The organism is Pseudomonas sp. PLB05 (assembly GCF_021106615.1).
GTDB lineage: Bacteria > Pseudomonadota > Gammaproteobacteria > Pseudomonadales > Pseudomonadaceae > Chryseomonas > Chryseomonas benzopyrenica.
Genome location: NZ_JAJOHO010000003.1, coordinates 1038144 through 1064252, shown reverse-complemented (window position 1 = coordinate 1064252; position 26109 = coordinate 1038144). Strand labels below are relative to the sequence as shown.

The window sequence follows — 26109 nt, the reverse complement described above, 5'->3', positions numbered from 1 at the left end:
CTCAAGGGTAACCTTGCGGCTGCGGCCCCTCACCCCAACCCTCTCCCAGGGGGAGAGGGGGCTGCCCGAGCAGGCGTTTGGCTACCTTCGTTTGGCACCGTAGCGTGGAAAACGGCGCAGCCTTTTCCACAGTAGCTACGTACCGCGCTGTGCCCTCACCCCAACCCTCTCCCAGGGGAAGAGGGGGCTGTCCGAGTGGGTTTCTGGCTTTATCCGCTCCAGCAGGATCGCGATCAGCTATCGGGCTGCACCCGCAGGGGCGGCCGCATCGACTCACCCTACGGCTGCCACTGCGGATCCTTGCCGCTCAGCTTGCGATCCAGGAAGAAGGCGGTGCTGATCAGGGCCAGGTGCGACAGGGCCTGGGGCAGGTTGCCCAGCGGGTAGCCGCGCTTGTCCAGTTCCTCGGCGTAGAGGCCCAGGGGGTTGGCATAGCCCAGCAGTTTTTCGAACTCCAGGTGGGCTTCGTCGACACGACCGGCGCGGGCCAGGCATTCGACGTACCAGAAGGAGCAGGCGACGAAGGCGCCTTCTTCGCCCTTGAGGTTGTCCGCTGGCGTATCGGCCGGGTTGTAGCGACGGATCATGCCGTCATAGGCCAGGTTGGTCTTGATGGCGTCCAGGGTGGATAGCCACATGGGATCGGTGGCGCTGACGAAGCGCACCAGGGGCATCAGCAGCAGGGCGGCGTCCAGGCTCTTGCCGTGGCGGGTCGAGGTGAAGTGCCCCAGTTCGGCGTTCCAGAAGTTGTCCCAGATGTCTTCCTGGATGGCGGCGCGCGCGGCGTACCAGCGTTCATAGGGCATCGGCAGCGAACGCTTGACCGACAGGCGCATGGCGCGGTCGATGGCCACCCAGCACATCAGCCGTGAATGCAGGAAGTGCTCGGGATCGCCGCGCATCTCCCAGATACCGGCATCGGGTTGGTTCCAGTTCTCGCAGACGTGGTCGATCATCCGCACCACGTCCTTCCAGCCATGGTGGGAGATGGCTTCGCCATACTTGTTGGACAGGTAGATGGCGTCCATCAGCTCGCCATAGATGTCCAGCTGAATCTGCTGATAGGCCTCGTTGCCGATGCGCACCGGACTCGAATTGGCATAGCCCGCCAGGTGGTCGAGGGTTTCCTCGGGCAGGTCCAGGCCGCCGTCCAGGCGATACATGATCTGCAGCTTTTCCGGGGCGTTGTGGCTGTTTTCCACGCACTGGCCGACCCAGTGGGTGAAATCCTTGGCTTCGCGGGTGTAGCCCAGGCGCATGAAGGCGTAGACGGTAAAGGAGGCGTCGCGGATCCAGGAGGCGCGATAGTCCCAGTTGCGTTCACCGCCCAGGGCTTCGGGCAGGCTGAAGGTGGCGGCCGCTGCGATGGAACCGTGCTTGCAGGAGGTCAGCAGCTTCAGCGCCAGGGCCGAGCGGGTGACCATCTCGCGCCAGCGGCCCTGGTAGTGACTCTTGGCCGCCCAGGAGGTCCAGTAGGAGAGGGTGTCCTCGAAGCAGAGATCGCTCTGGCCGGCGACGACCTTGTCGTCTTCCTCGCAGCCAAAGACGAAATCCAGCTGCTGCCCCTGCTCCAGTTCGAATTCGGCCAGGGCGGCGTTGCCGTCCACCTGCAGGGTGACGCTCGAGGCCAGGCGCAGGGTCGGCTGGCCCTTGGCCTCGAACAGCGCGCCACCCTCCACCAGGCGCGCGCGGGTCTCGGCGCGGGCATAGTCGTGGGCCGGGGCGCAGACCAGGCGGAAGCGGCAGCGTCCGGCCACCACCTGTACGCGGCGGACGATGCGCGGCTTGGTGTCCTCGCTGCTGCACACCGGCATCAGGTCGGTGACCTCGGCGACGCCGTCCGCCGACAGCCAGCGGGTCTGCAGGATGTTGGTATCGGGTAGGTAGAGCTGCTGCTCGCGGGCGTCTTCCCAGACCGGGGCCAGGCTGAAGTAGCCGGCCTTTTCCGAATCGAGCAGGGCGGCGAACACCGAGGGGCTGTCCAGATTCGGCCAACAGAAGTGGTCGATGGTGCCGTCGGTGGCGACCAGGGCGCAGGTGCGCAGGTCGCCGATGACACCGTGGGCGCCGATACTGCGGCGGGCGTGCACGGAGGAAGAATCAGCCATTGTCTTCGAATCCCGGATAGAGGCACATGCCACCGTCGACGAACAGGGTGGTGCCGACGATGTAGTCGGCCAGGTCGCTGGCGAGAAAGACCGCCACGTTGCCCACGTCGTCGACATGGCCGACGCGCTTGTAGGGGATCAGCCTGAGCAGTTCGCGTGCCTTGGCCTCGTCACCGGTCACCTCTTCGTTGATGGCGGTGGCGATGGCGCCCGGGGCGATGCTGTTGACGCGGATGCCTTCGGCGGCCACTTCCTGAGCCAGGCTGCGCATCAGCAGGTTGACCCCGCCCTTGGAGGCGGCGTAGTTGACGTGGCCGGCCCAGGGGATGACCTCGTGGACCGAGCTCATGTGGATGATCTTGCCCAGGGCGCTGGAGATGCTTTCGTCGCGGCCCTGCTGCCGGAACTGGCGGATCGCCGCCCGGGCGCAAAGGAACTGCCCGGTGAGATTGGTGTTGATCACCGTGTTCCAGTCCTTGAGCGACATGTCGGCCACGGCCGCATCCTTCTGCAGGCCGGAGTTGGCGACCAGGATGTCCAGGCGGCCGAAGGCTTCTAGGGTGCGGTCGAACAGCGCCTGGACCGCGGCCTCGTCGCCCACGTCACCGCCGACGGCGATGGCGCGACCGCCGGCGTCCTGGATGCGCTTGGCCAGTTCCTCGGCCGGTTCGGCGCTGGAGTGGTAGTTGATGGCGACGGCGGCACCGGCCTTGGCCAGGGCCTCGGCGACGGCGGCGCCGATCCCGGAGCTGCCGCCGGTGACCAGGGCGACCTGGCCGTTGAGGGAAAGCTGCATGTCCAGACTCCTGCACGGGAAAAGGTGTCTGACTGCTGACCGCCACGCTCGCGTCTAGGTTCAGCCCGCAGGCGTTGCCGGATGTTCAGGCCGAGGCCGTGCGGAACAGACTCATGCGCCGCTCCAGATCCTCGGCCAGTTCCGCCAGCTGGCGACTGGCGCCGGCGATCTGCTGCGAACCGCTGGCGGTTTCCAGGGTGGCGGCATGGATGCGGTTGATGTTCTCGTTGACCTCCTCGGCCACGGCGGTCTGCTGCGCCGCGGCGGTGGCGATCTGCGCATTCATGGCGTTCACCGAGCCGACGTCCGCCTGGATGGCCGCCAGGGCCGCGACGGCGCGCTGGGTCAGCGCGGCGGTCTCGTGGGCCTGGCCGCGGCTCTCTTCCATCTGCGCCGAAGCGCGCCCGGCGCCTTCCTGCAGGGTGGCGATCATGGCGCGGATCTCGCGGGTCGATTCCTGGGTGCGGGTGGCCAGGTTGCGCACCTCGTCGGCCACCACGGCGAAGCCACGGCCCTGCTCACCGGCGCGAGCGGCCTCGATGGCGGCATTCAGCGCCAGCAGATTGGTCTGCTCGGCGATGCCGTTGATGACGGCGACGATGTTCTCGATGCTGGCGCTGTCGCTGGATACCTGTTGCACGGTGACGCTGGCCTGCTCCAGCGCCTGCACCAGTTGGCCGATGGCCTGGCCGGAACGGGTCACCAACTGATTGCCGGTGTCCACCTGGGCGCTGGCATTGCCGGTGGCCTGGGCGGCCTGGGCTGCGTAGCCGGCGACCTCGCCGATGGTGGCGGCCAGCTCGGTGACCGCCGCGGCCATGTGCTGGGCCTGGTTGGACTGCACATCGGTGTGGCGCTGGTTGGTCTGGGCGGTGCCTTGCAGCTGGGCCGCCGCCGTGGCGACCGAGCTGGCGGTATGGCGCACCTGGACGATGGTCTCGCCCAGGTGTGCGGTGGCGCTGCCCAGGGTGCCCATGACGCTGTCCGGGTGACGGGTGGCAGGGCGCTCGTCCAGCCGGCCCTCGGCCAGCCGGCGGATGGCGGCGGCCACGGCATGGGGTTCGCCGCCCAGGGTCGCCCCCATCTGACGGATGATCAGCACGGAAACGGCCACGCTCAGCAGCAGGGCGAGGGCACAGGTCACCAGCATCAGCCAGCGGAAGCCGCCGGCGATGCCGCGGACCTCGCTCAGATGACCGCTGGCGATGGCCTCCTCGTGATCGATGAGCGCATTGATGCGCTTGAGCCACTCGACATAGGCCGGCGAGACGCGCTCCAGCAGGAACACCCGGGCGCCTTCCAGATCACCGGTCTGGCGCAGTTGCAGCAGGCGGTCGGTCAGGGGCAGGGCGGTGCCTTCGATGTCCTTGATGGCCGCCAGCAGGCGCTGTTCCTCGGCGGTGGCGCCCTGGCTGACGAACAGCTGATCCATGGGCTCGGCGGACTGGCGATAGAAGGCCTTGAGTCGGTCGATGTCGGCCAGGCGACTGGCCAGGGGCGCGGCGTCGTGGATCAGCACCGTATCGCGAATGGCGATGGCGCGGTCGTGCACGCTGCCGCGGAAGTTGATGGCATAGCGCTGCTTGACGCTGGCGCCCTGGCTGACAGCGGTCAGGGTGTCGTCGATGACGCCGACGCGCTGAACGCCCACCAGGGTGATCAGCAGCATCAGCACCAGGATCAGGCCGAAGCCCAGGCCCAGGCGGGCGGCCATGGAAAGAGGGGTACGCATGCAGACCTCAACGCTTGAAAGGATGTGTCTTGTATCACATTTTGCGGAAAAGGTTTGCGCGATAAGGTTATTCCGGAGCGAGCGGTCATCCCCTGGGTATGAGTGGCAATTCGGGTGACAGGGCTGGATTCATCCGTCCTGGCGCGGCTCCGTCAGCCGGTCGCGCCTGGCCAGGCTCGGGAACAGCTTCATCCAGACCCTGGTGATCACCAGGGTGCCGACGCCACCCAGCACCACCGCGGGCACCGTGCCGAAGAAGTGCGCGGTGACCCCCGATTCGAATTCGCCGAGCTGGTTGGAGGCACCGATGAACAGGCCGTTGACCGCACTGACCCGACCGCGCATGGCATCCGGGGTCTCCAGCTGGACGAAGGAGCTGCGGATCACCACGCTGACCATGTCGGCGGCGCCGAGAACCACCAGGGTGCCCAGCGAGAACCACAGCGAGGTGGACAGGCCGAAGGCGATGGTGGCGACGCCGAACAGCGCCACCGAGCCGAACATGATGCGACCCACGTGGCGATTGAGACTGACATAGGCGAGCAGAAAGGACATGCCCAGGGCGCCCACGGCCGGTGCCGAGCGCAGCAGGCCCAGGCCCCAGGGTCCGGTGAGCAGGATGTCGGCGGCGAACACCGGCAGCAGGGCGGTGGCGCCGCCCAGGAGCACGGCGAAGAGATCCAGGGAAATGGCGCCGAGCACGTCCGGGCGACTCTTGATGAAGCGGATGCCGGCCAGCAGGTTGTCCAGGGTCGGCTTTTCCTTCTGGCTGGGCGTCTGTCGCGCCGGCAGACTTGTGACCAGCAGGATGGCGATGCCATAGAGCACCACGGCCGGGCCATAGACCCAGGCGGCGCCCAGGGCATAGAGCAGGCCGCCCAGCGCCGGGGCGATGATGGTGGCGCCCTGCATGGCCGAGGCCGCGGCGGCGATGGCGCGCGGAAAGATCGAAGGCGGCACGATGTTGGGCAGCAGCGCCTGGGTGGTGGGCTGCTCGAAGGCGCGCGCGGTGCCCAGGCAGAAGGCCAGGATGAAGATCAGCTCGCGGGTGACCGCCTGATTCAGGCTGCCCACCAGCAGCACCAGGGCGATCAGCCCCTGGCCGGTCTGGCAGAGGGCGGCCACCCGGCGGCGGTCGTAGCGATCGGCGACATGGCCGGTGTGCAGCATGAACAGTACCCGCGGCAGGAACTCCACCAGCCCCACCAGACCGAGATCGAGCACGTTGCCGGTCAGGGAATAGAGGTGCCAGCCGATGGCCACTGTAAGCATCTGGAAGCTGCCGGCGGTGCAGATGCGGGCGAACCAGAAGGCGACGAAGGGACGATGGTGACGCAACTGCAGGGTATCGCCGGACATGGCAGGGACTCACGGGGGCAGAGGCGGCATCTTAGGCCACCTCAAGGCTAATCGTCAGACAACTTGCCGTGGTGGTTCAGCAGTTCACTTGAGGGATGACGAGTGATTCTTGCGGTTCGGCGCGTCCATGGGGCCAGGCGCGACGACGCGGCATGGCAGGGGTATGGCGAGGCGTGGCCACGACGTCCAGAAGCAAAAAGCACCGCCCAAATGACGCAGGTGACTGCCGAAACACCGTCCTTGGGGTGCGACAGCCTGCCCGATGCGACATCGAACCACGTAAGCAAAAGTATCCAGGAGGACTATTCTAAAGCCTGACGTTGATCCACGTCAGCTTCCGACCTGGTCCTTTGGGCTAGCAGCGGCGCCGCCTTTTTAGCGTCCCGCTAGAACCCCAGGCGACGCCGGAGGTTCGAACCTCGGTCAGCGTCAACTCGACCGGCTGCTCTCGACGGCCGGCGTGCCTGAGAGGAATAGCTATGTTCGGCCTCGAAGCCCTGGATCTCGCCCGGATCCAGTTCGCCTTCACCGTATCCTTCCACATCGTCTTTCCGGCGCTGTCCATCGGTACCGCGAGCTTTCTCGCCGTGCTCGAAGGGCTGTGGCTGAAGACCGACAACCATGTCTACAAGGATCTGTATCATTTCTGGCTGAAGATCTTCGCCATCTTCTTCGGCATGGGCGTGGTGTCCGGTCTGGTGATGGCCTACGAGTTCGGCACCAACTGGAGCGGTTTCGCCGATTATGCCGGCGCCGTGACCGGTCCCTTGCTGACCTACGAGGTGCTCACCGCCTTCTTCATCGAGGCCGGCTTCCTCGGCGTCATGCTGTTCGGCTGGAATCGCGTGGGCCGCGGCCTGCACTTCTTCTCGACGGTCATGGTCGCCATCGGCACCCTGATGTCGACCTTCTGGATCCTGTCCTCCAACAGCTGGATGCACACCCCGAGTGGCTACGAGATCGTCGATGGTCGCATCGTCCCGGTGGACTGGCTGGCGGTGATCTTCAACCCGTCGTTCCCCTTCCGCTGGGCGCACATGACCATCGCCGCCTACCTGTCGGTGGCCTTCCTGGTCGGCGCCTCGGCGGCCTGGCACCTGCTGCGCGGCAACGACAACCCGGCGGTGCGCAAGATGTTCTCCATGGCCATGTGGATGGCCCTGCTGGTAGCGCCCATCCAGGCGTTCGTCGGCGACGCCCACGGCCTCAACACCCTGGAACACCAGCCGGCCAAGATCGCTGCGATGGAGGGCCACTGGGAGAATCCTCCGGGCGAAGCGACCCCGCTGATCCTGTTCGGCTGGCCGGACATGGAGCGCGAGGAAACCCGCTTCAAGCTGGAGATCCCGGTACTCGGCAGCCTGATCCTCAAGCACAGCCTCACTGAGCCGATCCCGGCGCTCAAGGACTTCCCCAAGGAAGACCGGCCGCCGGCCTATGTGGTGTTCTGGTCGTTCCGCATCATGGTCGCCCTGGGCATGCTGATGATCGCCGCCGGTCTGTGGAGTGCCTGGCTGCGCTGGCGCGGCAAGCTGTACGAGACCCGCGGCTTCCTGCGCCTGGTCACCTGCATGGGCCCGGTCGGCCTCATCGCCCTGCTGGCCGGCTGGTTCACCACCGAGGTGGGCCGCCAGCCGTGGATCGTCTACGGCCTGTTGCGCACCAAGGACGGGGTATCCAACCACAGCGTCACCCAGCTGAGCATCACCCTGGTGGCCTTCGTGGTGGTCTACTTCGCCGTGTTCGGCATCGGCACCCTTTATGCGTTGCGCATGATCGGCAAGGGTCCGCACACCGGTGAAGGCGACCTGCCCACCTCCGGCGGACCGGGCACCGATCGCCATCCCAAGCGTCCGCTGTCCGGCGCCGATGGCGGCCTGGAAGAAGACAATCCCAATGACCAGCTGACCGGAGACCGCACATGAACGGCATCCCTGGCATCGACCTCCCGCTGATCTGGGCGATCATCATCATCTTCGGTCTCATGATGTACGTGGTCATGGACGGCTTCGACCTGGGCATCGGCATTCTCTTCCCCTTCGTCAAGGGCAAGGAAGATCGCGACGTCATGATGAACACCGTGGCGCCCATCTGGGACGGCAACGAGACCTGGCTGGTGCTCGGCGGCGCGGGGCTGTATGGCGCCTTCCCGTTGGCCTACTCGGTGATCCTGCCGGCGCTGTATCTGCCGCTGATCTTCATGCTGATCGGCCTGATCTTCCGCGGCGTGGCCTTCGAATTCCGCTTCAAGGTCCAGGAAGGCAAGGAAGCCCTGTGGGACAAGTCCTTCATCTTCGGCTCGCTGCTGGCCAGCTTCTGCCAGGGCGTGGCCCTGGGCGCCTTCATCGAAGGCTTCCCGGTGGAGAATCGCCAGTACGTCGGCGGGCCGCTGGATTGGCTGACGCCCTTCTCGATGTTCTGCGGCCTGGGCGTGATCGTCGCCTATGCCCTCCTGGGCAGCACCTGGCTGATCATGAAGACCGAAGGCCCGCTGCAGGCGACCATGCGCCGCCTGACCAAGCCGTTGTTGTTCCTGCTGCTGGCCTTCACCGCGGTGGTGAGCATCTGGACTCCGCTGAGCCAGGCGGCGATCTCCGCCCGCTGGTTCAGCATGCCCAATCTGGTCTGGTTCCTGCCGGTACCGATCCTGGTGGGCGTGGTGACCCTGGCCCTGCTGCGCGCCATCCTGCGCGAGGACTCGCACCATGCGCCCTTCCTGCTGACCCTGGCGCTGATCTTTCTCGGCTACAGCGGCCTGGGCATCAGCCTCTGGCCGAACATCATCCCGCCGGGCGTCTCCATCTGGGAGGCCTCGTCGCCGCCGCAGAGCCAGCTGTTCCTGCTCATCGGCACCCTGTTCATCATCCCCATCACCCTGATGTACACCTTCTGGGGCTACTACGTGTTCCGCGGCAAGGTACGCGCGGGGGAGGGCTACCACTGATGGTCGGCCGCTCGCGCGAACCCAACCCCGCGGACAACAAGCCGCTCTGGCAGCGGCTGGCCTGGATGGCCGGCATCTGGGCCTGCAGCCTGGTAGCGCTCGGCGTGGTGGCCTGGGTGCTGCGGCTGGTGCTGACGGCCGCCGGGCTCAAGTCCCATTGACCCTTCCATGTGTCGGTGGATGAGGCTGCGCCGTCATCCACCCTACGTGGGGGCCTGTTCCAGTGCTGGAAGGTATCCCGCGTGCGGGACCGCCCCCTCTCCCGCTTGCGGGGGAGGGTTGGGGTGGGGTACTTGGCTCAGGTCGCCAAGCTGATTTTCGGCGTTTGCTGATACTCCCTCTTCCGCCCTCGCCGGGCGGGTTACTTTTTGCAGTTGCCAAAAAAGTAACCAAAAACTCTTCCGGCGGGCCGCCGTCGAAGGGCTGTCCTGGCCCTCGACGCCTTTCGCGGCATCCCTGCCGCTCACCCACCTCCAGAGCGGCTGCGTTCGGCCTACTGAACAGGGCGCTTGGGTGCCGGCTGGAAGTATCTTTTTAAAAGCTGGTTAGCCTGGCGTGTTACGTAATGTCCTCGTGCCTTTCATTCAATAGGCATGGCAAGTAGCAAGCGTTAGCCAACGTCTTAAAACCGCTTGAATAACCCTAAACTTTCAGCGGGCACTCCAGTGCCCCGTCTGGCCGGCCGAACGTTAGTGTCGAGGAAGCGGGTGAGCGGCATGGATGCCGCGAAAGGGGCCGAGGGCCAGGACGGCCCTTCGGCCCTGGCCCGCTGGAGCGGCGCTGACGTGAGGGCATCCTGCGCAACGCGCAGGACCGGCTAGTTGGGGCGAGCGTTTTTGGTTACTTTTTGCGCGACTGCAAAAAGTGACCCGCCCGGCGAGGGCGGAACGAGAGCTATCCGAGCACGCCGTGAATCAGCTTGATGACCTGGCCTAATGGCCCCCACCCCAACCCTCCCCCGCAAGCGGGAGAGGGGCTGTTCGGCGTGAAGAGGGGCATATGGCGTGAGGGATTCGTTAGTTCCCTGAATCAGCCAAACTCCCCAAACCTACAACTTTTCCCAGTTATCCCCCTCCCACCTACCCGCTAGCCTGACCCCGTTCCCATCCAGACGAGGAAGGCATCCATGCAGGTTCAAGAAGGCTACGCCGATTTCCAGGGCCACCAGACCTGGTACCGGGTCACCGGCGACCTGGCAAGTGGACGGTTGCCGCTGGTGGTGGCCCATGGCGGACCCGGCTGCACGCACGACTATGTGGACAGCTTCAAGGACCTGGCCGAGCACGGCTGGCCGGTGGTGCATTACGACCAGCTGGGCAATGGCCGTTCCACCCACCTGCGCGGCATCGATCCGGGATTCTGGACGGTGGCGTTGTTTCTCGACGAACTGAACAACCTGCTGCGCCACCTGGGTATCGACCAGTACGTGCTGCTCGGCCAATCCTGGGGCGGGATGCTCGGCGCCGAGCATGGGGTACGGCAGCCGGCAGGGCTGCGGGGGCTGATCATCGCCAATTCGCCTGCGTCCATGGCGCTCTGGCGCGAGGCGGCGGCTGGGCTGCGGGCCGAATTGCCGCTCGAGGTGCAGGCCACCCTGGCGCGACACGAGGCCGCCGGCACGACCGACTCGCCGGAGTACCGCGCCGCCAGCCAGGTCTTCTATGACCGCCATGTCTGCCGGGTGCAGCCGCTGCCGGCCGAGGTGGCGCGGACCTTCGCCGCCATCGACGCCGATCCCACCGTCTATCACGCCATGAACGGCCCCACCGAATTCCATGTCATCGGCAGTCTGCGGGACTGGAGCGTGATCGAGCGGCTAGCGCGGATCCAGGTGCCGACGCTGCTAATTTCGGGGCGCCATGACGAGGCCACGCCGGCCTGCGTGGAGCCCTTCGAGCGGCTCATCCCGAACGTGCGCTGGCGCATCTTCGAGGACTCCAGCCACATGCCCCACGTAGAAGAACGCGAAGCCTGCATGGCCACGGTGGCGGTCTTTCTCGCCGAGCTGGAGCGCCGCTAGGCCTCGGCGTCCAAGGCGGCAGCGATCTCGTCGATACGGGTCTGGCGGTCGTCGGCCTGCAGGCGCGGGCGTGGATTGAGCGCCGACCATTCCGGGTGGGCCCGGGCCACCTGCACGGCGGCGGGCAGCTTGCCCTCGCGCCAGCGCTGCTCGTCGGGGGCGGCCACCTCGATGGCGCCCTGGGCGGCGTGGCCGCGGGTTTCCAGCGCCGCCAATAGCTGACGCTGCCGTAGCGCCAGCAGCCGCAGCACGGCATCGTCGATGGACAGCTCCCGCCCGCCACGCAGCTTGCCGAACAGCCGTCGGCCATAGTGGCCGCCGGTCTGTGCCAGGCCGCCAGCCAGAGCGCCCAGTACCGTGGCGGCGCCCAGGGTCAGGCCACCGGTGAGCAGGTCGAGACCGACCCCCGCCGCGGCACCGGCCGCCACCCCGCCGCCCAGCCGAATGCCCAGCAGGCGCAGGGTTTCCGGATTGAACAGGTCATCGCCCCAGCGGCCGTCCAGCAGCGGCAGGTCGCTGGCATGAGCGTCGCCCGGGCGAAAGCCGAACAGCCGCAGGAGTTCTTCCACGCAACGTTGTTCGCGGCTGCGCAGGGCATCGCGCAATTCGGCGGTCGCGTTGCTCACCTCGGCTTCGCCGGGCGCTACGCTGCGCCGGGCAGCGGCGGCGTCCACCAGCAATTCGGCGATCAGCCGCACGCCCTGCTGATGGCGACGGCGGGCCTGTTCGGCATGGTCGGCGATCAGCCGTTGCAAGGCCGGGCGGCCACTTTCCAGCAGGGTCGCCAGGCTTTCGTAGAGACGCGCCTCGCCATCCGCCGGTGGCGCGACGCTGTCGAAGCGCACCAGGGCGTGCAGGCCGAGGCGGGCCAGGGTGGCGCGCCAGTCGTCGGCGCGGTGGCCCTCGGCGGCAACGAAATTGAGTACTGGCACCAGCGGGCGCCCGCAGCCGGCCAGCACCGCCAGTTCGTCGCGGTACTTGGCCAGCACCGGCTCGCGGGCGTCGATGACATAGAGACCGGCGTCGGAGGCGCGCAGCTGGCGGATCACCTTGGCTTCCTGCTCGAAGCGTTGGCGGGCTTCGACGCTGTCGAGAAAACGGTCGAGCAGGGTGGCGGCGTCCAGGCGTTCGCCGGGTCTTTCCAGCTGCTCCAGGTAGTCGCGCAGGGCGATGGCGTCTTCCAGGCCGGGCGTGTCGTAGAGCTCCAGCAGCGCCTCGCCATCCACCGACAGCCGCGCGCCCTCGACGTGACGGGTGGTGCTGGGGCGATGGGAAACCTCGCCGAAGTCGACGTCGCGGGTCAGGGTGCGCAGTAGCGAGGTCTTGCCGACATTGGTATGGCCGACCAGCGCCAGGCGCAGGGGGCCGCTCATGGATTCGTCTCCAGCCAGGCCAGTTCTTCGAGATCGCCCTCGCAGTGTGCCAGACGCAGGGCATCCAGTGCCTGGCGCCAGTCGTCCAGGCGGACCGGATCGAGCTTGCCACCCAGAGGCGCGGGCAATAGCCAGACGCGGGTCGCCGTGGCGCAGCGCGACAATTCCGCCAACAGCGTCAGGGTACCGCGATCCGGCGAGCGGCGGGGATCGCAGGCGATCAGCAGGCGGCGCGCCGGATAGCGGGTCAGCTGTTCGAGCAGATGACGGCGGCCCTGGCCGTCGTCGAGCACGCCGGCGTCACGCACGCCCTCGGGCAGTGGCGGCGGCCAGGTGTGGTCGGTGAGTTCGAGACCCACCAGCAGCGCCTCGTCGCCGGTGCGGGCGAGGCCACCGGCGTCCTGCTGGGGCAGGTGGGCGGGAGCGGCGTCATTCACGCCCAGGCGTTCGCTGGTGGGCAGCAGGCGTTCGCGCAGGTGCAGATAGCCGGGGCGTTCCACGTCCAGCCGCAGGCGCCCGCGCCCGCGCCGCCAGCGCCACAGGCAGAGCAGGGTCAGCAGCAGCCGTGGCAGTAGGCCATAGACCAGCACCACGCCCAGCAGCCAGCCGGCCCAGGCCTGGCGCGCCGTGGCCAGGGGGCTGGCGGCATCGCCGCTAGCGGCGATGCTGGCCGGGTCGGGCAGGGGAAAGCCCAGCAGCTGGGGCAGGGCGCCCAGTACCTGGGTCAGCAGCACGAAGGTGTCGCTGCCGAGCAGGGTGGTCTCCCAGACGAACAGATAGCTGCGTCCGGAGAGCAGTGCCAGGAGGGTCGCCAGGGCACTGCCGAGGATCAGCAGCCAGAGGCCGTGCACCAGGCCGCCCAGGGCCCAGGGCAGCAGCCGCGCGCGACCCAGCAGCCCGACCAGTGCCGGCCCCAGGTGTAGGGCTCGGGCATCCCGCGCCAGGCGGCCGGAGAGCCACAGCCAGAGTCGCGCCAGCGGTGAGGCCAGTTGCCGTCCACCGCCCAGCAGACCAAGGGCCCAGACCGCCAGGCTGAGCAGATTGAGGCCGAGCAGGCTGCCCAGCGCCCAGAACACATTGACCGGGCGACTGCCGTCACCCAGGGCGCCAGCGGCGAGCCCGGCGCCGCAGAACAGCGCCACGACGCCCAGCAGCCAGGCGGCCAGCACCGCACCCTGGCGCCAGCGGCGCCGCGCGGCCAACAGGCCATCGCGCTGACCGAGCAGCCGGGCACGGGTCACCAGGCGCGTCTCGAAGGCGCCGCCGGCCGCCCGCGCCTGGCGATTGGCTTCGGCGTCTTCCAGCGGGCCGCCGTCTTCCTCGGTCAGGCGCAGGGCTTCGGTCAGCCAGAGGTCTTCGAAGGCGGGGGAGGGGGTTGCGGTCACGCGTCGGTGCCCTTGCGGCAAAAACGCCGAGGATAGTCCCTGGCGCCCCGGCTGTTAACGCCTCTGTTATGCTCTGTCACCATGAAAACCTCTCTTCCCCTGAGCCTGATCGTCGCCGTGGCCGACAACGGCGTCATCGGCATCGACAATCGTCTCCCCTGGCACCTGCCGGCGGAGCTCAAATATTTCAAGGCCGTGACCCTCGGCAAGCCGCTGGTCATGGGTCGCAAGACCTGGGATTCCCTGGGCCGCCCGTTGCCGGGTCGGCTGAATCTGGTGGTCTCCCGTCAGACTGATCTGGTGGCCGAAGGTGCCGAGGTGCGGACTTCGCTGGCCGCTGCGGTCGAGCGCGCTGAGGCCTGGGCCCTTGAGCACCAGGCAGCCGAGATCATGCTGATCGGCGGCGCCCAGCTGTTCGCCGACGCTCTGCCCCAGGCGCAGCGCCTCTACCTGACCCGAGTTGCCCTGGCGCCGCAAGGCGATGTCTTCTTTCCCCCATGGCAGGAGAGCGACTGGCAGCTTGTCTCGCGGCAGGAGCATGCGGCCGAAAACGATCGTCCAGCCTATGCCTGCGAGGTCTGGGAGCGGCGGGACTAGCGCCTGCAGCTTGCGGCTTTCCCGCGTCGCGTCTCCGATCCTTGCCCCGGCCTTAAGTAAAACCTAAGACAGGCATGGCATAAAGACGCTGAGGCAGGCCGCCTGGGCGGCCGGAGGGCACGACCATGAGGGCGATCGACAGCCAGACTTCGACGGCAATGGCAGGGACTCAGCCTGCCAGTACGAGCGCTACCGGCAATCAGGGCGCACCCGCCGCCGACTCCGCCAGCGCGGGGGGAACCCCAGCCGGCACCGATGTCGCGGTGGACCTGTCGCCCGCCGCCCAGCTCATTGCCAGGCTGTTGCCGGGCCAGTCGAACGGTAACAGCGATCTCGACAGCTTCATGCAGATCCTCCAGCAACAGATCCGCAGCCAGGGTACCGACGCCGCCGTGCTCGGCGAGATGCCCGAGGGGGCCAGTCCCGACCGTATCCAGTTGGCGAAGCAGGCGGCCAATCACCTGTTGGTGAGCTATTACCATGACGACAGTCGCTATGCCGACGCCTCCACCCAGGATCCTTTCGCCAACCTGGACAGCGACAGCCTGACGCGTATCGCCAGCGACGATTCGGGCACCTTCACTTCGGCTGAACGTCAGCTCGCCTATTTCGAAGGCGCGCAGCGTGGCACCGATGCGGCCAACGTGGCCTTCTCCGGGCTCTCCCCGCAGGATCAGGGTGCCGCGTCCTGGAACTGGGCTCCCGCCGCCACGGAAGACGCCAGTATCCTCGGTACGCTGAATCCCGGTATGCCGGATTGGCAACCCAATCAGTTGAGCAGCCAGCTCATCGACGGCCTGAGTCCCGGCGGCGTGGCGACCGCTGCCGCTCAGGAAACCGCCCAGTTGTCGGCGCCGACCTTCAACGTCAGCACCGGTGCCGATGGTGCACCCCAGTGGACGGTGCTGCCGGTGGACGAACAGGGCGCAGGGGCAAACACCGCGCTGGATGGCAGTATCCTCACCCAGATGACCGGCGCGACCGCCGCGCCGGCGCTGTCGCTCTATCGCCAGATCGCCGCGTTCGGTTGAGTGGGGCTGTTGGGCTAGGGCCTGCTTGTTGGGCTTCGACGATGAAACCGTCTCAACCCAACCTACGGCGCAGTAGGTTAGCGCTGAGCGCCAGCGAAGCCCAACATCGTGGCGCTCAGGTCTATCTGTTGGGCTTCGACGATGAAGCCGTCTCAGCCCAACCTACGGGTCGGTAGGTTGGCGCTGAGCGCCAGCGAAGCCCAACATCGTGGCGCTCAGGTCTATCTGTTGGGCTTCGACGATGGAGCCGTCTCAACCCAACCTACGGGTCGGTAGGTTGGCGCTGAGCGCAGCGAAGCCCAACGCCAAGCTGACCTCAGATCGCCCGCAGTTTCTTCGCCGGCAGGTAGTCGCGATGGACGCGTTCTTCCACCAGGTACAACCAGCAGGGGCCTTCCACCTGAGGAAAGAGGCGTACTTCCTGGATGCTGCTGGGCTTGGGTTCGCCATTGCCGACCTGCACGGCCACCGTCTGGCCCAGGCGGAAGCGCGGGACCACGCCGGCGTCCACCACGCTCTGCTCGGCCTTGGTCGCGGGGCGGCCCAGGTATTCGCCCAGGTCCACCGGGCCGGAGGGGCCTTCGGCCACGGTGTCCACATGGAAGCTGTAGGCGGTGGCCAGGCCTTCGTCGCCACCGTGGGTCTCACCCTGCTTGATGCGCGACACGGCCTGGTCGAGGGCGGCGTCGAGCGTCAGTTCATTGTTCGATTGCAGGGTGATGACGATGCGGCGTTCGAAGGGGTACTGGCTCATGGTTTCGACTTTTTCGGCAGATAAGGAAAAGAAGGGACATCTTGTGCCCCCTTTGGCCGGCCACTGTCCAGCCGGGGGCGCCTGATCGGTGATCGCGTTTGCAACCCCAGGTGTCCAGGAGGCTCGACGGTCATTCGCGGATGACCGTGCTCGCTGCGCTCAGGCTAGTCATTACGTCGCTTGAGCTGGTCCTTGAGCTGGGTCGGCACCTCGCGAATGATCAGCAGATCCTGGCCTTCGTCGTATTCGATGCGCGAACCCAGCAGGTGCGCTTCGAAGCTGATCGACAGGCCTTCGGCGCGACCGGTGAAGCGGCGGAATTGGTTGAGGGTGCGCTTGTCCGCCGGGATCTCCGGCGCCAAGCCGTAATCCTTGTTGCGGATGTAGTCGTAGAAGGCGCGCGGGGCCTGGTCGTCCATCAACTCGGAAAGGGCGTCCAGGGCCATGGGTTCGCCGCGCTTGGCCTGGCTGCTGGCGTAGTCCACCAGGGTGTCGGTCTTTTCCTTGGCGGCTTCCTCGGGCAGGTCTTCGCTTTCCACGTAGTCGCTGAAGGCCTTGAGCAGGGTGCGGGTCTCGCCCTTGGCGTCGACGCCTTCCTGGCAGCCGATGAAGTCGCGGAAGTAGTCCGAGACCTTCTTGCCACCCTTGCCGCGGATAAAGGAGATGTACTGGCGCGACTGCTTGTTGTTGCGCCATTCCGAGAGGTTGATGCGCGCCGCCAGGTGCAACTGGCCCAGGTCCAGGTGCTTGGCCGGGGCGACCTCCAGGCTCTCGGTGACGGTCACCCCCTCGCTGTGGTGCAGCAGGGCGATGCTCAGGTAGTCGGTCATGCCCTGCTGGTACTGGGCGAACAGCACATGGCCGCCGGTGGAAAGGTTGCTGCTCTCCATCAGCCCCTTGAGATGCTCCACCGCCTGGCGACTGAAGGCGACGAAGTCCTGCTCGCCTTCCAGATAGGCATGGAGCCAGCCGCTCAAGGGATAGGCGCCGGATTCCTCGTGGAACAGGCCCCAGGCCTTGTTGGGCTTGGCGTTGTAGCTGTCATTGAGATCGGCCAGCAGATTCTCGATGGCCTGGGAGTCGGCCAGTTCGGCGTCCCGCGCGTGCAGGGTCGCGGGCTGGCCGTCGGGCTTCTTGTCGATCAGATGGACGATGGCGTGACGGATCGGCATGACGGCCTCGGGTAACGGAGAAAAGTCCGCCAGTCTAACGCCCCCGCGCCCTGGCGGGCAGGCCCTGGGCGCCACAGGCTCAGCGCGCCGCCGTGGCCTGCTTTTCCTGCAGCGCGTTGCCGAGATGCCGGGTCATGAAGGTCGCGGCCTCTTCGCGGTGGCCCTCCAGTAGTAGATCGATCAGCTGCAGGTGCTCCTGGCAACGGCGCTGGGCCTGCTGGCGATCCACCGACTTCTGGTATTCGATCAGTCGGCGCAGGCGATTGAGCCGGCGCAGGGCATCGAGGATGAAGGCATTGCCCGAGCAGCGGGCGATGGTCTCGTGCAGGCGGGTGTTGGCGTCGAAGATTTCCGCGGGTGAGGCCTCGAACACCCGGCCTGCGGCCAGCAGCGCCTGCTCGTCGCGGCAGCGCCGCAATTCACCGGCATCCAGGGTGAAGCCGGCGTCTCGGATGCCGGCGGGTTCGATCAGCAGGCGGAAGGCATAGCTCTGGGCGTAGGCGTCGGGCGAGGTGAGGCCTTCGACGAAACTCCAGCCATAGCCCGGCAGGCGCTCGGCCCAGCCTTCCTGGACGATGCGTCTGAGAATGTCGGCCAGTTGCCCACGGGTGACCTGGTAGCGGCGGATCAGCTCGTTTTCCGTGACCTTGAGCGGCAGTTCGCCCTCGATCCGGTCGCGGGCGATGGTCAGGTACAGGCGTTCGCTGGCGGACACCTCTTCACGCGCCTGGGGCGTGGCGTCCAGGGCCGCGGCGGCCACGGCGAAGCCGCCTTCGGGATGCCGCGCCAGCAGGCTCTGGTCGGCCATCTGCTGCAGGGCGCTGCGCACCGGCGAGCGCGACACCCGCAGCCGCTCGGCCAGGGTGCGCTCGGGCAGCCGGGTACCGACCGCCAGCTGGTGCGAGGCGATGTAGGTGAGGATGTCGGGGATCAGTTGGGAGGCGAGGGTACCCATGGCAGCGCTGGCGAGTCGACCGGAAAGGTCAGGATGCTAGCACGGGACCCACCGGGCGCAGCCGGCAGGTCCCGCTGGCGGTCGCTCAGTCCCCGCTCGGACTGACGTCCATGTCCTTGAGCTTCACCAGGCGGCTCCGATGCTTGAAGCGGTAGCCCAGCCAGACGGCGAGAAACAGCGGCAGGCTGATGTAGGTGGCGGCCAGGCCCAGCCAGTCGACGCCGTGCGGCCCGAACAGGGCGGCATAGTTCTGCCCCAGGGTGATCACCAGGCAGAGGGCGAAGGCCAGCAGCGGCCCGAAGGGAAACAGCTTGGCGCGGTAGGGCAGGTCTTCCAGGCGGCGACCCTGGGCCAGGTAGCCCTGGCGGAAGCGATAGTGGGAGACGGCGATGCCCAGCCAGGCGATGAAGCCGCACATGCCCGAGGTGTTGAGTAGCCAGCCATAGAGGGCCTTGTCGCCGACCAGGGAGGTAAAGAAGCACAGGGCGCCCACTGCGGTGGTGGCGAGCAGGGCATTGCGCGGCACGCCATTGCGCGCGACGCGGGCGAACAGCCGCGGCGCCTTGCCCTGTTCGGCCAGGCTGTGCAGCATCCGGGTCGAGGCGTACATGCCCGAGGTGCCGGCGGAGAGCACCGCCGAGAGGATCACCGCGTTCATCAGGCTGGCGGCGAAGGCCAGGCCGGCGCGCTCGAACAGCAGGGTGAACGGCGAGACCGAAACGTCGGTGGCATCGTTCTGCAAGAGGCGCGGATCGGTGTAGGGAATCAGCATGCCGATGACGAAGATCGCCAGCACATAGAACATCAGGATGCGCCAGAACACCTGGCGGATGGCGATGGGCACGTTCTTGCGCGGATTCTCCGATTCACCGGCGGCGATGCCGATCAGCTCGGTGCCCTGGAAGGAGAAGCCGGCGATCATGGCCACCCCGACCATGGCCTGCAAGCCGCCGACGAAGGGCGCCTCGCCCTGGGTGAACACGGAAAGCCCCGGCGGTTCGATGCCGCTGAAGATGCCGAGGATGGCGGCCAGGCCCAGGCCGATGAAGACCACCACGGTGGCCACCTTGATCAGCGCGAACCAGAATTCGCTCTCGCCGAAGCCCCGTACCGACACCGCATTGAGCAGGAACATCAGGGCGAGGAACAGCGCGCTCCAGATCAGCCCCGGCACCTCGGGAAACCAGAAGCCCATCACCAGCTGCGCGGCCACCAGTTCGGCGGCGATGGTCACCGCCCAGTTGTACCAGTAGTTCCAGCCCAGGGCGAAGCCGAAGCCGTCCTCGACGAAGCGGCTGCCATAGATGGAGAAGGAACCCGACACCGGCTGGTAGGCGGCCATTTCGCCGAGGCTGGTCATGAGGAAGTAGACCATCAGGCCGATCAGCGCATAGGCCGCCAGGGCGCCGCCCGGGCCAGCGGTGGCCACGGTGGCGCCGGAGGCGACGAACAGGCCGGTGCCGATGGAGCCGCCGATGGCGATCATGTTGAGGTGGCGGGGCTTGAGCCGGCGCTGCAGACTCGGAGAGGCGGTGGACATGGAATTTCCAGCTGGCAGTTGAAGGGGCCGGACGTTGGCTCTGGCGGCCATTCTCGGTCATGGATCGCAGGGCGGTGCACGCATCGCCTGCCGCCACCTGCGCGGGCAGGCGGCAAAAAAGCGGCGAAGCTTAGCAGGCTAAGGGCGCCAGGTGGGATGGCGGTCGTCGGTGCGAAGCTGTCGCAGTCCGATCATCGCCAGGCTGAGCTTCGGCTAGCATGAGCCCAAGGTCGGAGAAGGCAGCATAGCGTGATCGATTCAAGAACCTTTGGTAGCGGTATCCAGGGCAAGAACTACCTGCAGTTGCAGTCGACGCGGCCGCGACCGGAATTTTCCCGGCTGGTCGGCTTCATCCTGCTCGATCACTTCTCCCTGCCGTCCTTCACCCAGGCGCTGGATACTCTGGTCACCGCGAACCTGCTGGCCGCCGGGACCTTCGCCACCCAGACCTACAGCCCGACCGGCGCCGAGGTGCTCAGCGACCTCGGCATCGTCATCCGTCCGGATGGCGACTACCGCGCCGTGGAGCAGGCCCGCTTCGACCTGCTGGTGGTCTGCGGCGGGCTGCGGACACCGCTGGAGCTGGATCCGCGTCTCAAGGCGCTGCTGCTGCGCGCCGCCAAGCAGCAGGTGACCCTGTGCGGCCTGTGGAATGGCGCCTGGCAACTGGGTCAGGCCGGGGTACTGGACGGCTATCGCTGCGCCATCCATCCCGAGCACCGCGGCGCCTTCAGCGAGCGGGTGCGTGGTTGCAAGACCTCGGCGGAAAGCCATGTGCTGGATCGCGACCGCCTCACCGCCGCCAGCCCCAGCGGCGCCTTCCACCTCTTTCTCGAATGGATCGGCGCCCAGTGCGGCAGCGCTCTGGCCGATGGCCTGGTCAATATCCTGGCCTTCGAGGAATCGCGCTTCCGCCAGGTCAATCCGACGCTCAAGGTGCAGATGACGCCGCCGCTGCGCGAGGTGGTGACCCTGATGGAGGCTAACATCGAGGAGCCCCTGACCATCGAGCAGCTGTGCGACTACGCCGGCCGCTCGCGGCGCCAGGTCGAGCGGCTGTTCCGCGAGCAGCTCGACACCGCGCCCATGCGCTACTACCTGGAGTTGCGCATCACCGAAGGGCGGCGCCTGCTGCAGCACTCCACCCTGTCGGTGCTGGAGGTGGCGGTGGCCTGCGGCTTCACCTCGGTCACCCACTTCAGCAAGAGATACTCGGCCTACTTCGGCTATCCGCCGTCCAAGGAGCGGCGGTTGAAGTACTAGCCTGCCGGTACGCCGCCAGGCAATGACAACCGTCGAGAAAACGCCTGCATGGCTACTTCGGAGTGTTTCGTCGGTGAGCTGGAACGGCTGCGGGCCGTCCCGCTCGAAACATCACCCCCGGTGCAAAACTGCCCGCATGATGCGTCGATGGGGATCCGAATGACCTACCAAGCCAAGGAAATCCCATGACCGATCCACGCAACGTCGCCCACGACAAGAAAGTGCAGCAAGAAAAAAAGCATCATGGTGAGGACATCGCCCCCGATGCCGAGCACGCGCCGCAACCAGGTAAGAAGCCTGCGCTCAAGGATCACGACGAGCAGGCTGACGAAAAGGAGTGAGCATGGGCGCGCCTCGTATCGAACGAGGCGCATGACGATGCTGACAGCCGTCAGCATCGCGTTCTGGAGACCCTCATCTGCCCAGCGCCGGCTCCAGGCGGCCGCTCCGCTCCGCCGCATTCAGGCACAGCAGCCCCGCCAGGGCGAACAGCAGGCCGAGCAGCATGCCTGGGGCCAGGGGTTCGTCGAAGCAGGCCCAGGCCCACAGCAGCGCCACCGGCGGACTGAGATAGAGGGCGCCACTCACCGCCTGGGGGCTGCCCTGGCGCAGGCACAGCCAGTAGAGGCCGAAGCCGAGCAGGGTCGGGATCAGCAGCCACAGAACCGCCAGGGCGAAGCCAAGGGTCAGCGGTGGAGTCAGCGGGCCTTCCACTCCGGCCACTCCCAGCATCACCAGGCTACTGGCTGCGAGCTGGATGAACAGCTGGGTCCGCAGGGCCAGGCGACTGGGCGGCAGGCGACTCTGCACCAGGGTCGCCAGCGCCAGGGCCAGGGCGCTGCCCAGGGGCAGGGCATAGGCCCAGGCAGGCGCCACGCCCAGCCCCAGTCCCGCACCGGTCGCGAGCAGGACCCCGGCCAGGCCCAGCCCCAGGCCGAGCCACTGACGCCCGTTGGTACGCTGGCCCGGCAGCAGGCAGCAGCCCAGGGCCACCAGCAGCGGCGACAGATCCGAGAGCAGTGCCGCCAGCCCAGGTGAGACACCCAATTCGATGGCCTTGGCCGCCGGCCCTACCACTCCGGCGAAGGCCAGGACGCCAATGCCCGCCTGCTGGCCGATGATCTTCAGGGGTAATCGCCGCACCTCGGTCCAGGCGAACGGCAGCAACAGCAGGGCGGCCAACAGCAGGCGCCAGAAGGTCACCAGCAGGGTAGGGGCCTGGTCCGCCGCATAGTGATAACCGACGAAGCCGGCGCTCCAGCACAGTACCAGGGCGAGCTGGCGGAACAGCGTAGAGGAAAGAGTCGAAGGCATGGCCAAGCTCCAGATGGCGGGATGCCTTGAGCCTGAACCGAGGTGCTAATACACTCAAACGACATTATCCGTAGCTATGCTTCGATAAAGGTGCATCATGCCTGCTCCTCTCGATATCGACGTCCTGCGCACCTTCCACACCATCGTCCGGCTGGGGCAGTTTCGCGCGGCCTCGCTGCAGCTCAACCGCAGTCCCTCGGCGGTGAGCAGCCAGATCCGCCGGCTGGAAGAGCAGACCGGCGGCCGGCTGTTCGAACGCGACAACCAGGCCGTGACCCTGACCCCGCTCGGACGTCGCGTACTGCTGGAGACCGCCGAGCTGCTGCAGGCCCACGACCGCATCCTCGCCGGTCTCACGGGGCAGCCGGTGGTGGGCGAGGTGCGCCTGGGTGTGGCCGAGGACTATGCCGCGCGACTGCTCAAGGCTGTCTTGCCGCGCCTGCAAGGCGAGCATCCTGGCATCGTTCTCGAAGTGCTTACCGGCAATAGCGGCCAACTCCGTCGCTGGCTTGGCCAAGGGCTGCTGGACCTGGCGCTGCTGGTAGGGCCGCCCCGCACCGACCGGGCGGACGGCCAGCTGTTCGGCCATACCCAGCCGGTGTGGGTCGCCGGTCCCGGTCTGCAGCTGAGCCCGGACGCCAGCGTGCCTCTGGCCCTGCACGGCGAAGGCTGCAGCTATCGCGAGTTGGGCATCGACCTGCTGATCCGCCAGGGCCGGCGCTGGCACGCGGTGGTGACCAGCGCCGCCTCGTCGGCGCTGGAGGCGGCGGTCGAACTGGGCCAGGCCGTGGCCATCACCGACCGGGCGCGCATGACCCCGCCGATGCGCGAACTGATGCCGGAAGAGGGCTTTGGACAACTACCGGTGCACGAACTGCGGTTGGCCTCGCCACCGGGCGAACGCAGCTCCGCCTGCGCCTCTCTGGCCGGGCTGATCGCCGAGGATTTCCGCCTCTAGCCAGGCGGCCCCACGTTTGACCGGACGGCGGCGCAGCCACTAAAGTGCCCGCCTTGGCGCACGACCTCCGGCGCCTATCAAACCCAGCCCCACCCCCGAGACACGCGGGATCAGTCCGCCCGTCCGGCCCGCTACAGCCGCTCCTGTCCGCTTTTCTGGAATCCTCCGCCTGTCATGAATGCCCCACCCGCCATCCCTCGTATCATCTATCTGCTGGCCCTCACCATCTTCGCACTGACCACCGCCGAATTCATGGTCGCCGGCATGATGCCGACATTGGCCGCTGATCTCGGCGTCTCCATCGGCCAGATCGGCTATCTGATCTCCTGGTATGCCCTGGGCATGGCCTTGGGCGGCCCACCCCTGACCCTGCTGTTGCTGGCCCTGCGCCTGGCGGAAAAGTCGGCGCTGCTATGGCTGCTGTCGCTCTATCTGGTGGGCGCCGTGGTGGCCGCGCTGGCGGCCAATTATCCGGTGATGGCAGCAGGCAGGGTGCTCATGGGCGTCGCCAGCTCCGCCAGCATAGGGCTGTGCCTGACCCTGGGCGCCAACCTGGTCACGCCGGATCGTCGCGGTCGGGCAGCCTCGCTGATCCTGTCCGGACTCATGCTGGCGCCGGTGTTTGGCGTGCCGGGTACGGTATTGATCGAGCAGCAGGCCGGCTGGCGCGCCAGCTTCTGGGCGGTCGCCCTGCTGGCGGCCTGCTGCACCCTGCTGGTCGGTCTGTGCGTGCCCCGCTCACCGGCGCGCGCGGCCGGGCAGTTGCGCGGAGAACTGGATACCCTGGTCAGTGCCCGGCTCTGGGCGGCCTACCTCACCAGCGGCCTGATCATCGGTGCGACCTTCGCCGGTTTCAGCTACTTCTCACCCATCCTCATCCAGGTGACGGGTTTCGCGCCCACCACCATTCCCTGGTTGCTGATGGGCTATGGCCTAGCCAATGTGCTGGGCAATCTGCTGGTGGGCCGGCTGGCCGATCGCCATACCCTGAGGGTGCAGGGCGTCGGCCTGGCCGTGCTGGCGCTGGGCTTCGCCCTGTTCGTCGGCTGCGCCGACAGCGCCGCGTCCAGCCTCCTGGCCCTTGCCCTGATCGGCCTGACCGGGGTGGCGCTCAACCCAGCCATGGTCGCTCGGGTCATGGCCGCTGCCACGCCAGGGCCCCTGGTCAATACCCTGCACACCTCGGTGATCACCGCGGGCCTGGCGGTAGGCGCCTGGGCCGGTGGCGCGGCCATCGATGCCGGTCAGGGCCTGCGCGCGCCGCTGTGGGTCGGCCTGGGGATGGCGCTGCTGGGGCTGCTGAGTCTGCTTCCCCTGGGCTTGCGAAGGGATGCGGCAATCGCGGCACGGCCCTGCGCGGAGTGACCGCTCGGCCGTGCGTACCGGCGCGGATTTCCCTCGGTGCAGCAGGAGGAGGATACTGCGCCTCTTTGCCGCTCTGACCGCCGATACCCATGGAAAACCTCCCGCTGTTCGATCTGCCCGCCGCTGTCCCCGAGGAAAAATCCAAGCCCAGGCGCGCCCGCAAGGCCACCGCTCAAGGCGGCCTGCGCCTGCTGCACACCTCCGACTGGCACCTGGGGCAGCACTTTCTTGGGCGCACCCGCGAGGCCGAGCATCGCGCCTTTCTCGCCTGGCTGGTCACCCAGGTGGAGGAGCAGGGGGTGGACGTGGTGCTGGTGGCGGGAGATATCTTCGATACCGCCACGCCGCCGAGCTATGCCCGCGAGCTGTACAACGGTTTCATCGTCGCCCTGCGTGGTACCGGTGCCAGCCTGGTGGTGCTGGGCGGCAACCATGATTCCGCCGCGGTGCTGGCCGAGTCCCGCGAGTTGCTGGCCTGCCTGGACACCCGGGTGATCCCCTGCGTCAGCGAGACGCCGGCCGATCAGTTGCTGGAGTTGCGTCGCCGCGATGGCGAGATCGGCGCGCTGCTCTGCGGCATTCCCTTCGTCCGCCCACGGGACGTGGTGCAGAGCCAGGCCGGGCAAAGCGCCGATGAAAAGCGCCAGGCGCTGCAACAGGCCATCCAGGGGCACTATGCCGAGTTGCATGGTCTGGCGGAGGCGCGCCGCGCCGAGTTGGGTATGGCTCTGCCGATCATCGCCACCGGCCACCTGACCACCGTGGGCGCCAGCGCCAGCGAGTCGGTGCGGGAGATCTATGTCGGCAGCCTCGACGCCTTTCCCACCAGCGCCTTTCCGCCGGCGGACTACATCGCCCTCGGCCATATCCACCGACCCCAGCGCGTCGGCGGCCTGGAGCAGGTGCGCTACAGCGGCTCGCCACTGTGCCTGAGTTTCGACGAAGAGCGCGCCAAGCAGGTCCTGCTGGTGGAGTTCGGCACCGCCCTGGAGCGGGTGACGCCCTTGGCGGTGCCCTGTTTCCAGCCCCTGGCCGTGGTGCAGGGCAGCCTCGATACCCTGGGTGCGGCGCTGATCGAGGCCGCTGCCGATGGTCACCCCGGGTGCCCGGTGTGGGCCGAGGTGGTGGTGACCGGAGACGACTACCTGGCCGATCTGCAGCCACGCATCTCCGCCCTGGTCGCCGAGTTGCCGCTGGAGGTACTGCGCGTCAGGCGCGCACGCAGCGCGATGGCGCCCACCCTGCAGGGCACCCAGCGCGAAACGCTGGAAGAACTCAGTCCCCTGGACGTCTTCAGCCAGCGCCTGGCCGAAGAGACCCTGGACGACGAGCTGCGCAGCCGGCTGGAAGGGCTTTACCGCGAGGTTCTTGGCGAGTTGCCTGCCTGATCGCAGCGAGACGCGTCCATCGGACCGCTTTTCCCCTTCGGAACAACGTCCCGCG

The 26109-nt window shown here is 67.3% G+C and carries 22 protein-coding genes and 1 pseudogene; 11 read left to right on the top strand and 12 right to left on the bottom strand.

What is annotated here, in order from left to right:
- Window positions 1-278 precede the first annotated feature (278 nt).
- The 5 genes and pseudogenes from LRS53_RS17655 to LRS53_RS17640 all read right to left on the bottom strand — a co-directional run bounded on the left by LRS53_RS17655 (window position 279) and on the right by LRS53_RS17640 (window position 5995).
- Window positions 279-2108 (bottom strand): glycoside hydrolase family 15 protein, encoded by a 1830-nt coding sequence (locus LRS53_RS17655; RefSeq protein WP_231356758.1) that lies wholly within the window; start codon window positions 2106-2108, stop codon window positions 279-281.
- Window positions 2101-2904: a glucose 1-dehydrogenase gene (locus LRS53_RS17650; RefSeq protein WP_231356757.1), complete on the bottom strand. Its 804-nt coding sequence runs from the start codon at window positions 2902-2904 to the stop codon at window positions 2101-2103. Before LRS53_RS17650 ends, LRS53_RS17655 begins: the two co-directional genes overlap by 8 nt.
- An 85-nt stretch (window positions 2905-2989) precedes the next feature.
- Window positions 2990-3724: a methyl-accepting chemotaxis protein gene (locus tag LRS53_RS24025; protein WP_414206702.1), complete on the bottom strand. Its 735-nt coding sequence runs from the start codon at window positions 3722-3724 to the stop codon at window positions 2990-2992.
- A gap of 393 nt (window positions 3725-4117) precedes the next feature.
- Window positions 4118-4618, bottom strand: a pseudogene (locus tag LRS53_RS24020) (MCP four helix bundle domain-containing protein); the annotation flags it as partial.
- A 147-nt stretch (window positions 4619-4765) separates the two neighbouring features.
- Entirely contained in the window at window positions 4766-5995 is a 1230-nt protein-coding gene (locus LRS53_RS17640; protein WP_231356755.1) for an MFS transporter, read from the bottom strand.
- 479 nt (window positions 5996-6474) lie between these two features.
- Between LRS53_RS17640 and LRS53_RS17635 the strand changes: the two genes are divergently transcribed.
- From LRS53_RS17635 to LRS53_RS17620, 4 genes are all read left to right on the top strand, one after another.
- Window positions 6475-7920, top strand: coding sequence for a cytochrome ubiquinol oxidase subunit I (locus LRS53_RS17635; protein WP_017640934.1), 1446 nt, complete (start codon window positions 6475-6477; stop codon window positions 7918-7920).
- Window positions 7917-8939, top strand: a complete 1023-nt coding sequence (cydB, locus tag LRS53_RS17630; protein WP_231356754.1) for a cytochrome d ubiquinol oxidase subunit II — start codon at window positions 7917-7919, stop codon at window positions 8937-8939. Before LRS53_RS17635 ends, cydB begins: the two co-directional genes overlap by 4 nt.
- On the top strand, window positions 8939-9100 hold the full coding sequence (locus LRS53_RS17625) for a DUF2474 domain-containing protein (RefSeq protein WP_017640936.1): 162 nt from the start codon (window positions 8939-8941) through the stop codon (window positions 9098-9100). Before cydB ends, LRS53_RS17625 begins: the two co-directional genes overlap by 1 nt.
- A 965-nt stretch (window positions 9101-10065) precedes the next feature.
- On the top strand, window positions 10066-10959 hold the full coding sequence (locus tag LRS53_RS17620; RefSeq protein WP_231356753.1) for a proline iminopeptidase-family hydrolase: 894 nt from the start codon (window positions 10066-10068) through the stop codon (window positions 10957-10959).
- Here LRS53_RS17620 and LRS53_RS17615 read toward each other — a convergent pair.
- Window positions 10956-12332: a GTPase/DUF3482 domain-containing protein gene (locus LRS53_RS17615; protein WP_231356752.1), complete on the bottom strand. Its 1377-nt coding sequence runs from the start codon at window positions 12330-12332 to the stop codon at window positions 10956-10958. The two genes, LRS53_RS17620 and LRS53_RS17615, sit on opposite strands and share 4 nt — an antisense overlap.
- Window positions 12329-13717 (bottom strand): DUF2868 domain-containing protein, encoded by a 1389-nt coding sequence (locus LRS53_RS17610; RefSeq protein WP_231356751.1) that lies wholly within the window; start codon window positions 13715-13717, stop codon window positions 12329-12331. The genes LRS53_RS17615 and LRS53_RS17610 overlap by 4 nt, the downstream gene beginning before the upstream one ends.
- An 81-nt stretch (window positions 13718-13798) precedes the next feature.
- Between LRS53_RS17610 and LRS53_RS17605 the strand changes: the two genes are divergently transcribed.
- Both LRS53_RS17605 and LRS53_RS17600 read left to right on the top strand, forming a co-directional pair.
- Window positions 13799-14314, top strand: coding sequence for a dihydrofolate reductase (locus LRS53_RS17605; protein ID WP_231356750.1), 516 nt, complete (start codon window positions 13799-13801; stop codon window positions 14312-14314).
- Window positions 14315-14439: 125 nt separating this feature from the next.
- The gene (locus LRS53_RS17600; RefSeq protein ID WP_231356749.1) at window positions 14440-15345 is read left to right on the top strand and encodes a hypothetical protein; all 906 of its coding nucleotides are present in this window, start codon (window positions 14440-14442) and stop codon (window positions 15343-15345) included.
- Between the two features lie 316 nt (window positions 15346-15661).
- Here LRS53_RS17600 and LRS53_RS17595 read toward each other — a convergent pair whose 3' ends face one another.
- From LRS53_RS17595 to LRS53_RS17580, 4 genes are all read right to left on the bottom strand, one after another.
- Window positions 15662-16099 (bottom strand): hypothetical protein, encoded by a 438-nt coding sequence (locus tag LRS53_RS17595; protein ID WP_017640942.1) that lies wholly within the window; start codon window positions 16097-16099, stop codon window positions 15662-15664.
- A gap of 164 nt (window positions 16100-16263) precedes the next feature.
- On the bottom strand, window positions 16264-17271 hold the full coding sequence (gene yejK, locus LRS53_RS17590; protein WP_017640943.1) for a nucleoid-associated protein YejK: 1008 nt from the start codon (window positions 17269-17271) through the stop codon (window positions 16264-16266).
- Window positions 17272-17350: 79 nt separating this feature from the next.
- The gene (locus LRS53_RS17585) at window positions 17351-18226 is read right to left on the bottom strand and encodes a GntR family transcriptional regulator (RefSeq protein WP_231356748.1); all 876 of its coding nucleotides are present in this window, start codon (window positions 18224-18226) and stop codon (window positions 17351-17353) included.
- A gap of 85 nt (window positions 18227-18311) precedes the next feature.
- Entirely contained in the window at window positions 18312-19766 is a 1455-nt protein-coding gene (locus LRS53_RS17580; RefSeq protein ID WP_231356747.1) for an amino acid permease, read from the bottom strand.
- 249 nt (window positions 19767-20015) lie between these two features.
- On the opposite strand from LRS53_RS17580, the gene LRS53_RS17575 reads away from it, so the two are divergent.
- Together LRS53_RS17575 and LRS53_RS17570 are read left to right on the top strand one after the other, a co-directional pair.
- A complete protein-coding gene (locus LRS53_RS17575; RefSeq protein WP_093250807.1) occupies window positions 20016-21029 on the top strand; it encodes a GlxA family transcriptional regulator in 1014 nt (337 codons plus the stop codon).
- 185 nt (window positions 21030-21214) lie between these two features.
- Window positions 21215-21370, top strand: a complete 156-nt coding sequence (locus tag LRS53_RS17570) for a hypothetical protein (RefSeq protein ID WP_085984310.1) — start codon at window positions 21215-21217, stop codon at window positions 21368-21370.
- A 73-nt stretch (window positions 21371-21443) separates the two neighbouring features.
- Here LRS53_RS17570 and LRS53_RS17565 read toward each other — a convergent pair whose 3' ends face one another.
- The gene (locus LRS53_RS17565; RefSeq protein WP_231356746.1) at window positions 21444-22343 is read right to left on the bottom strand and encodes a DMT family transporter; all 900 of its coding nucleotides are present in this window, start codon (window positions 22341-22343) and stop codon (window positions 21444-21446) included.
- Between the two features lie 97 nt (window positions 22344-22440).
- Between LRS53_RS17565 and LRS53_RS17560 the strand changes: the two genes are divergently transcribed.
- From LRS53_RS17560 to sbcD, 3 genes are all read left to right on the top strand, one after another.
- On the top strand, window positions 22441-23301 hold the full coding sequence (locus tag LRS53_RS17560) for a LysR family transcriptional regulator (RefSeq protein ID WP_231356745.1): 861 nt from the start codon (window positions 22441-22443) through the stop codon (window positions 23299-23301).
- Window positions 23302-23475: 174 nt separating this feature from the next.
- Window positions 23476-24666, top strand: a complete 1191-nt coding sequence (locus LRS53_RS17555; RefSeq protein WP_231356744.1) for an MFS transporter — start codon at window positions 23476-23478, stop codon at window positions 24664-24666.
- Between the two features lie 182 nt (window positions 24667-24848).
- Window positions 24849-26054: an exonuclease subunit SbcD gene (gene sbcD / locus LRS53_RS17550; RefSeq protein WP_231356822.1), complete on the top strand. Its 1206-nt coding sequence runs from the start codon at window positions 24849-24851 to the stop codon at window positions 26052-26054.
- Window positions 26055-26109: the final 55 nt, after the last annotated feature.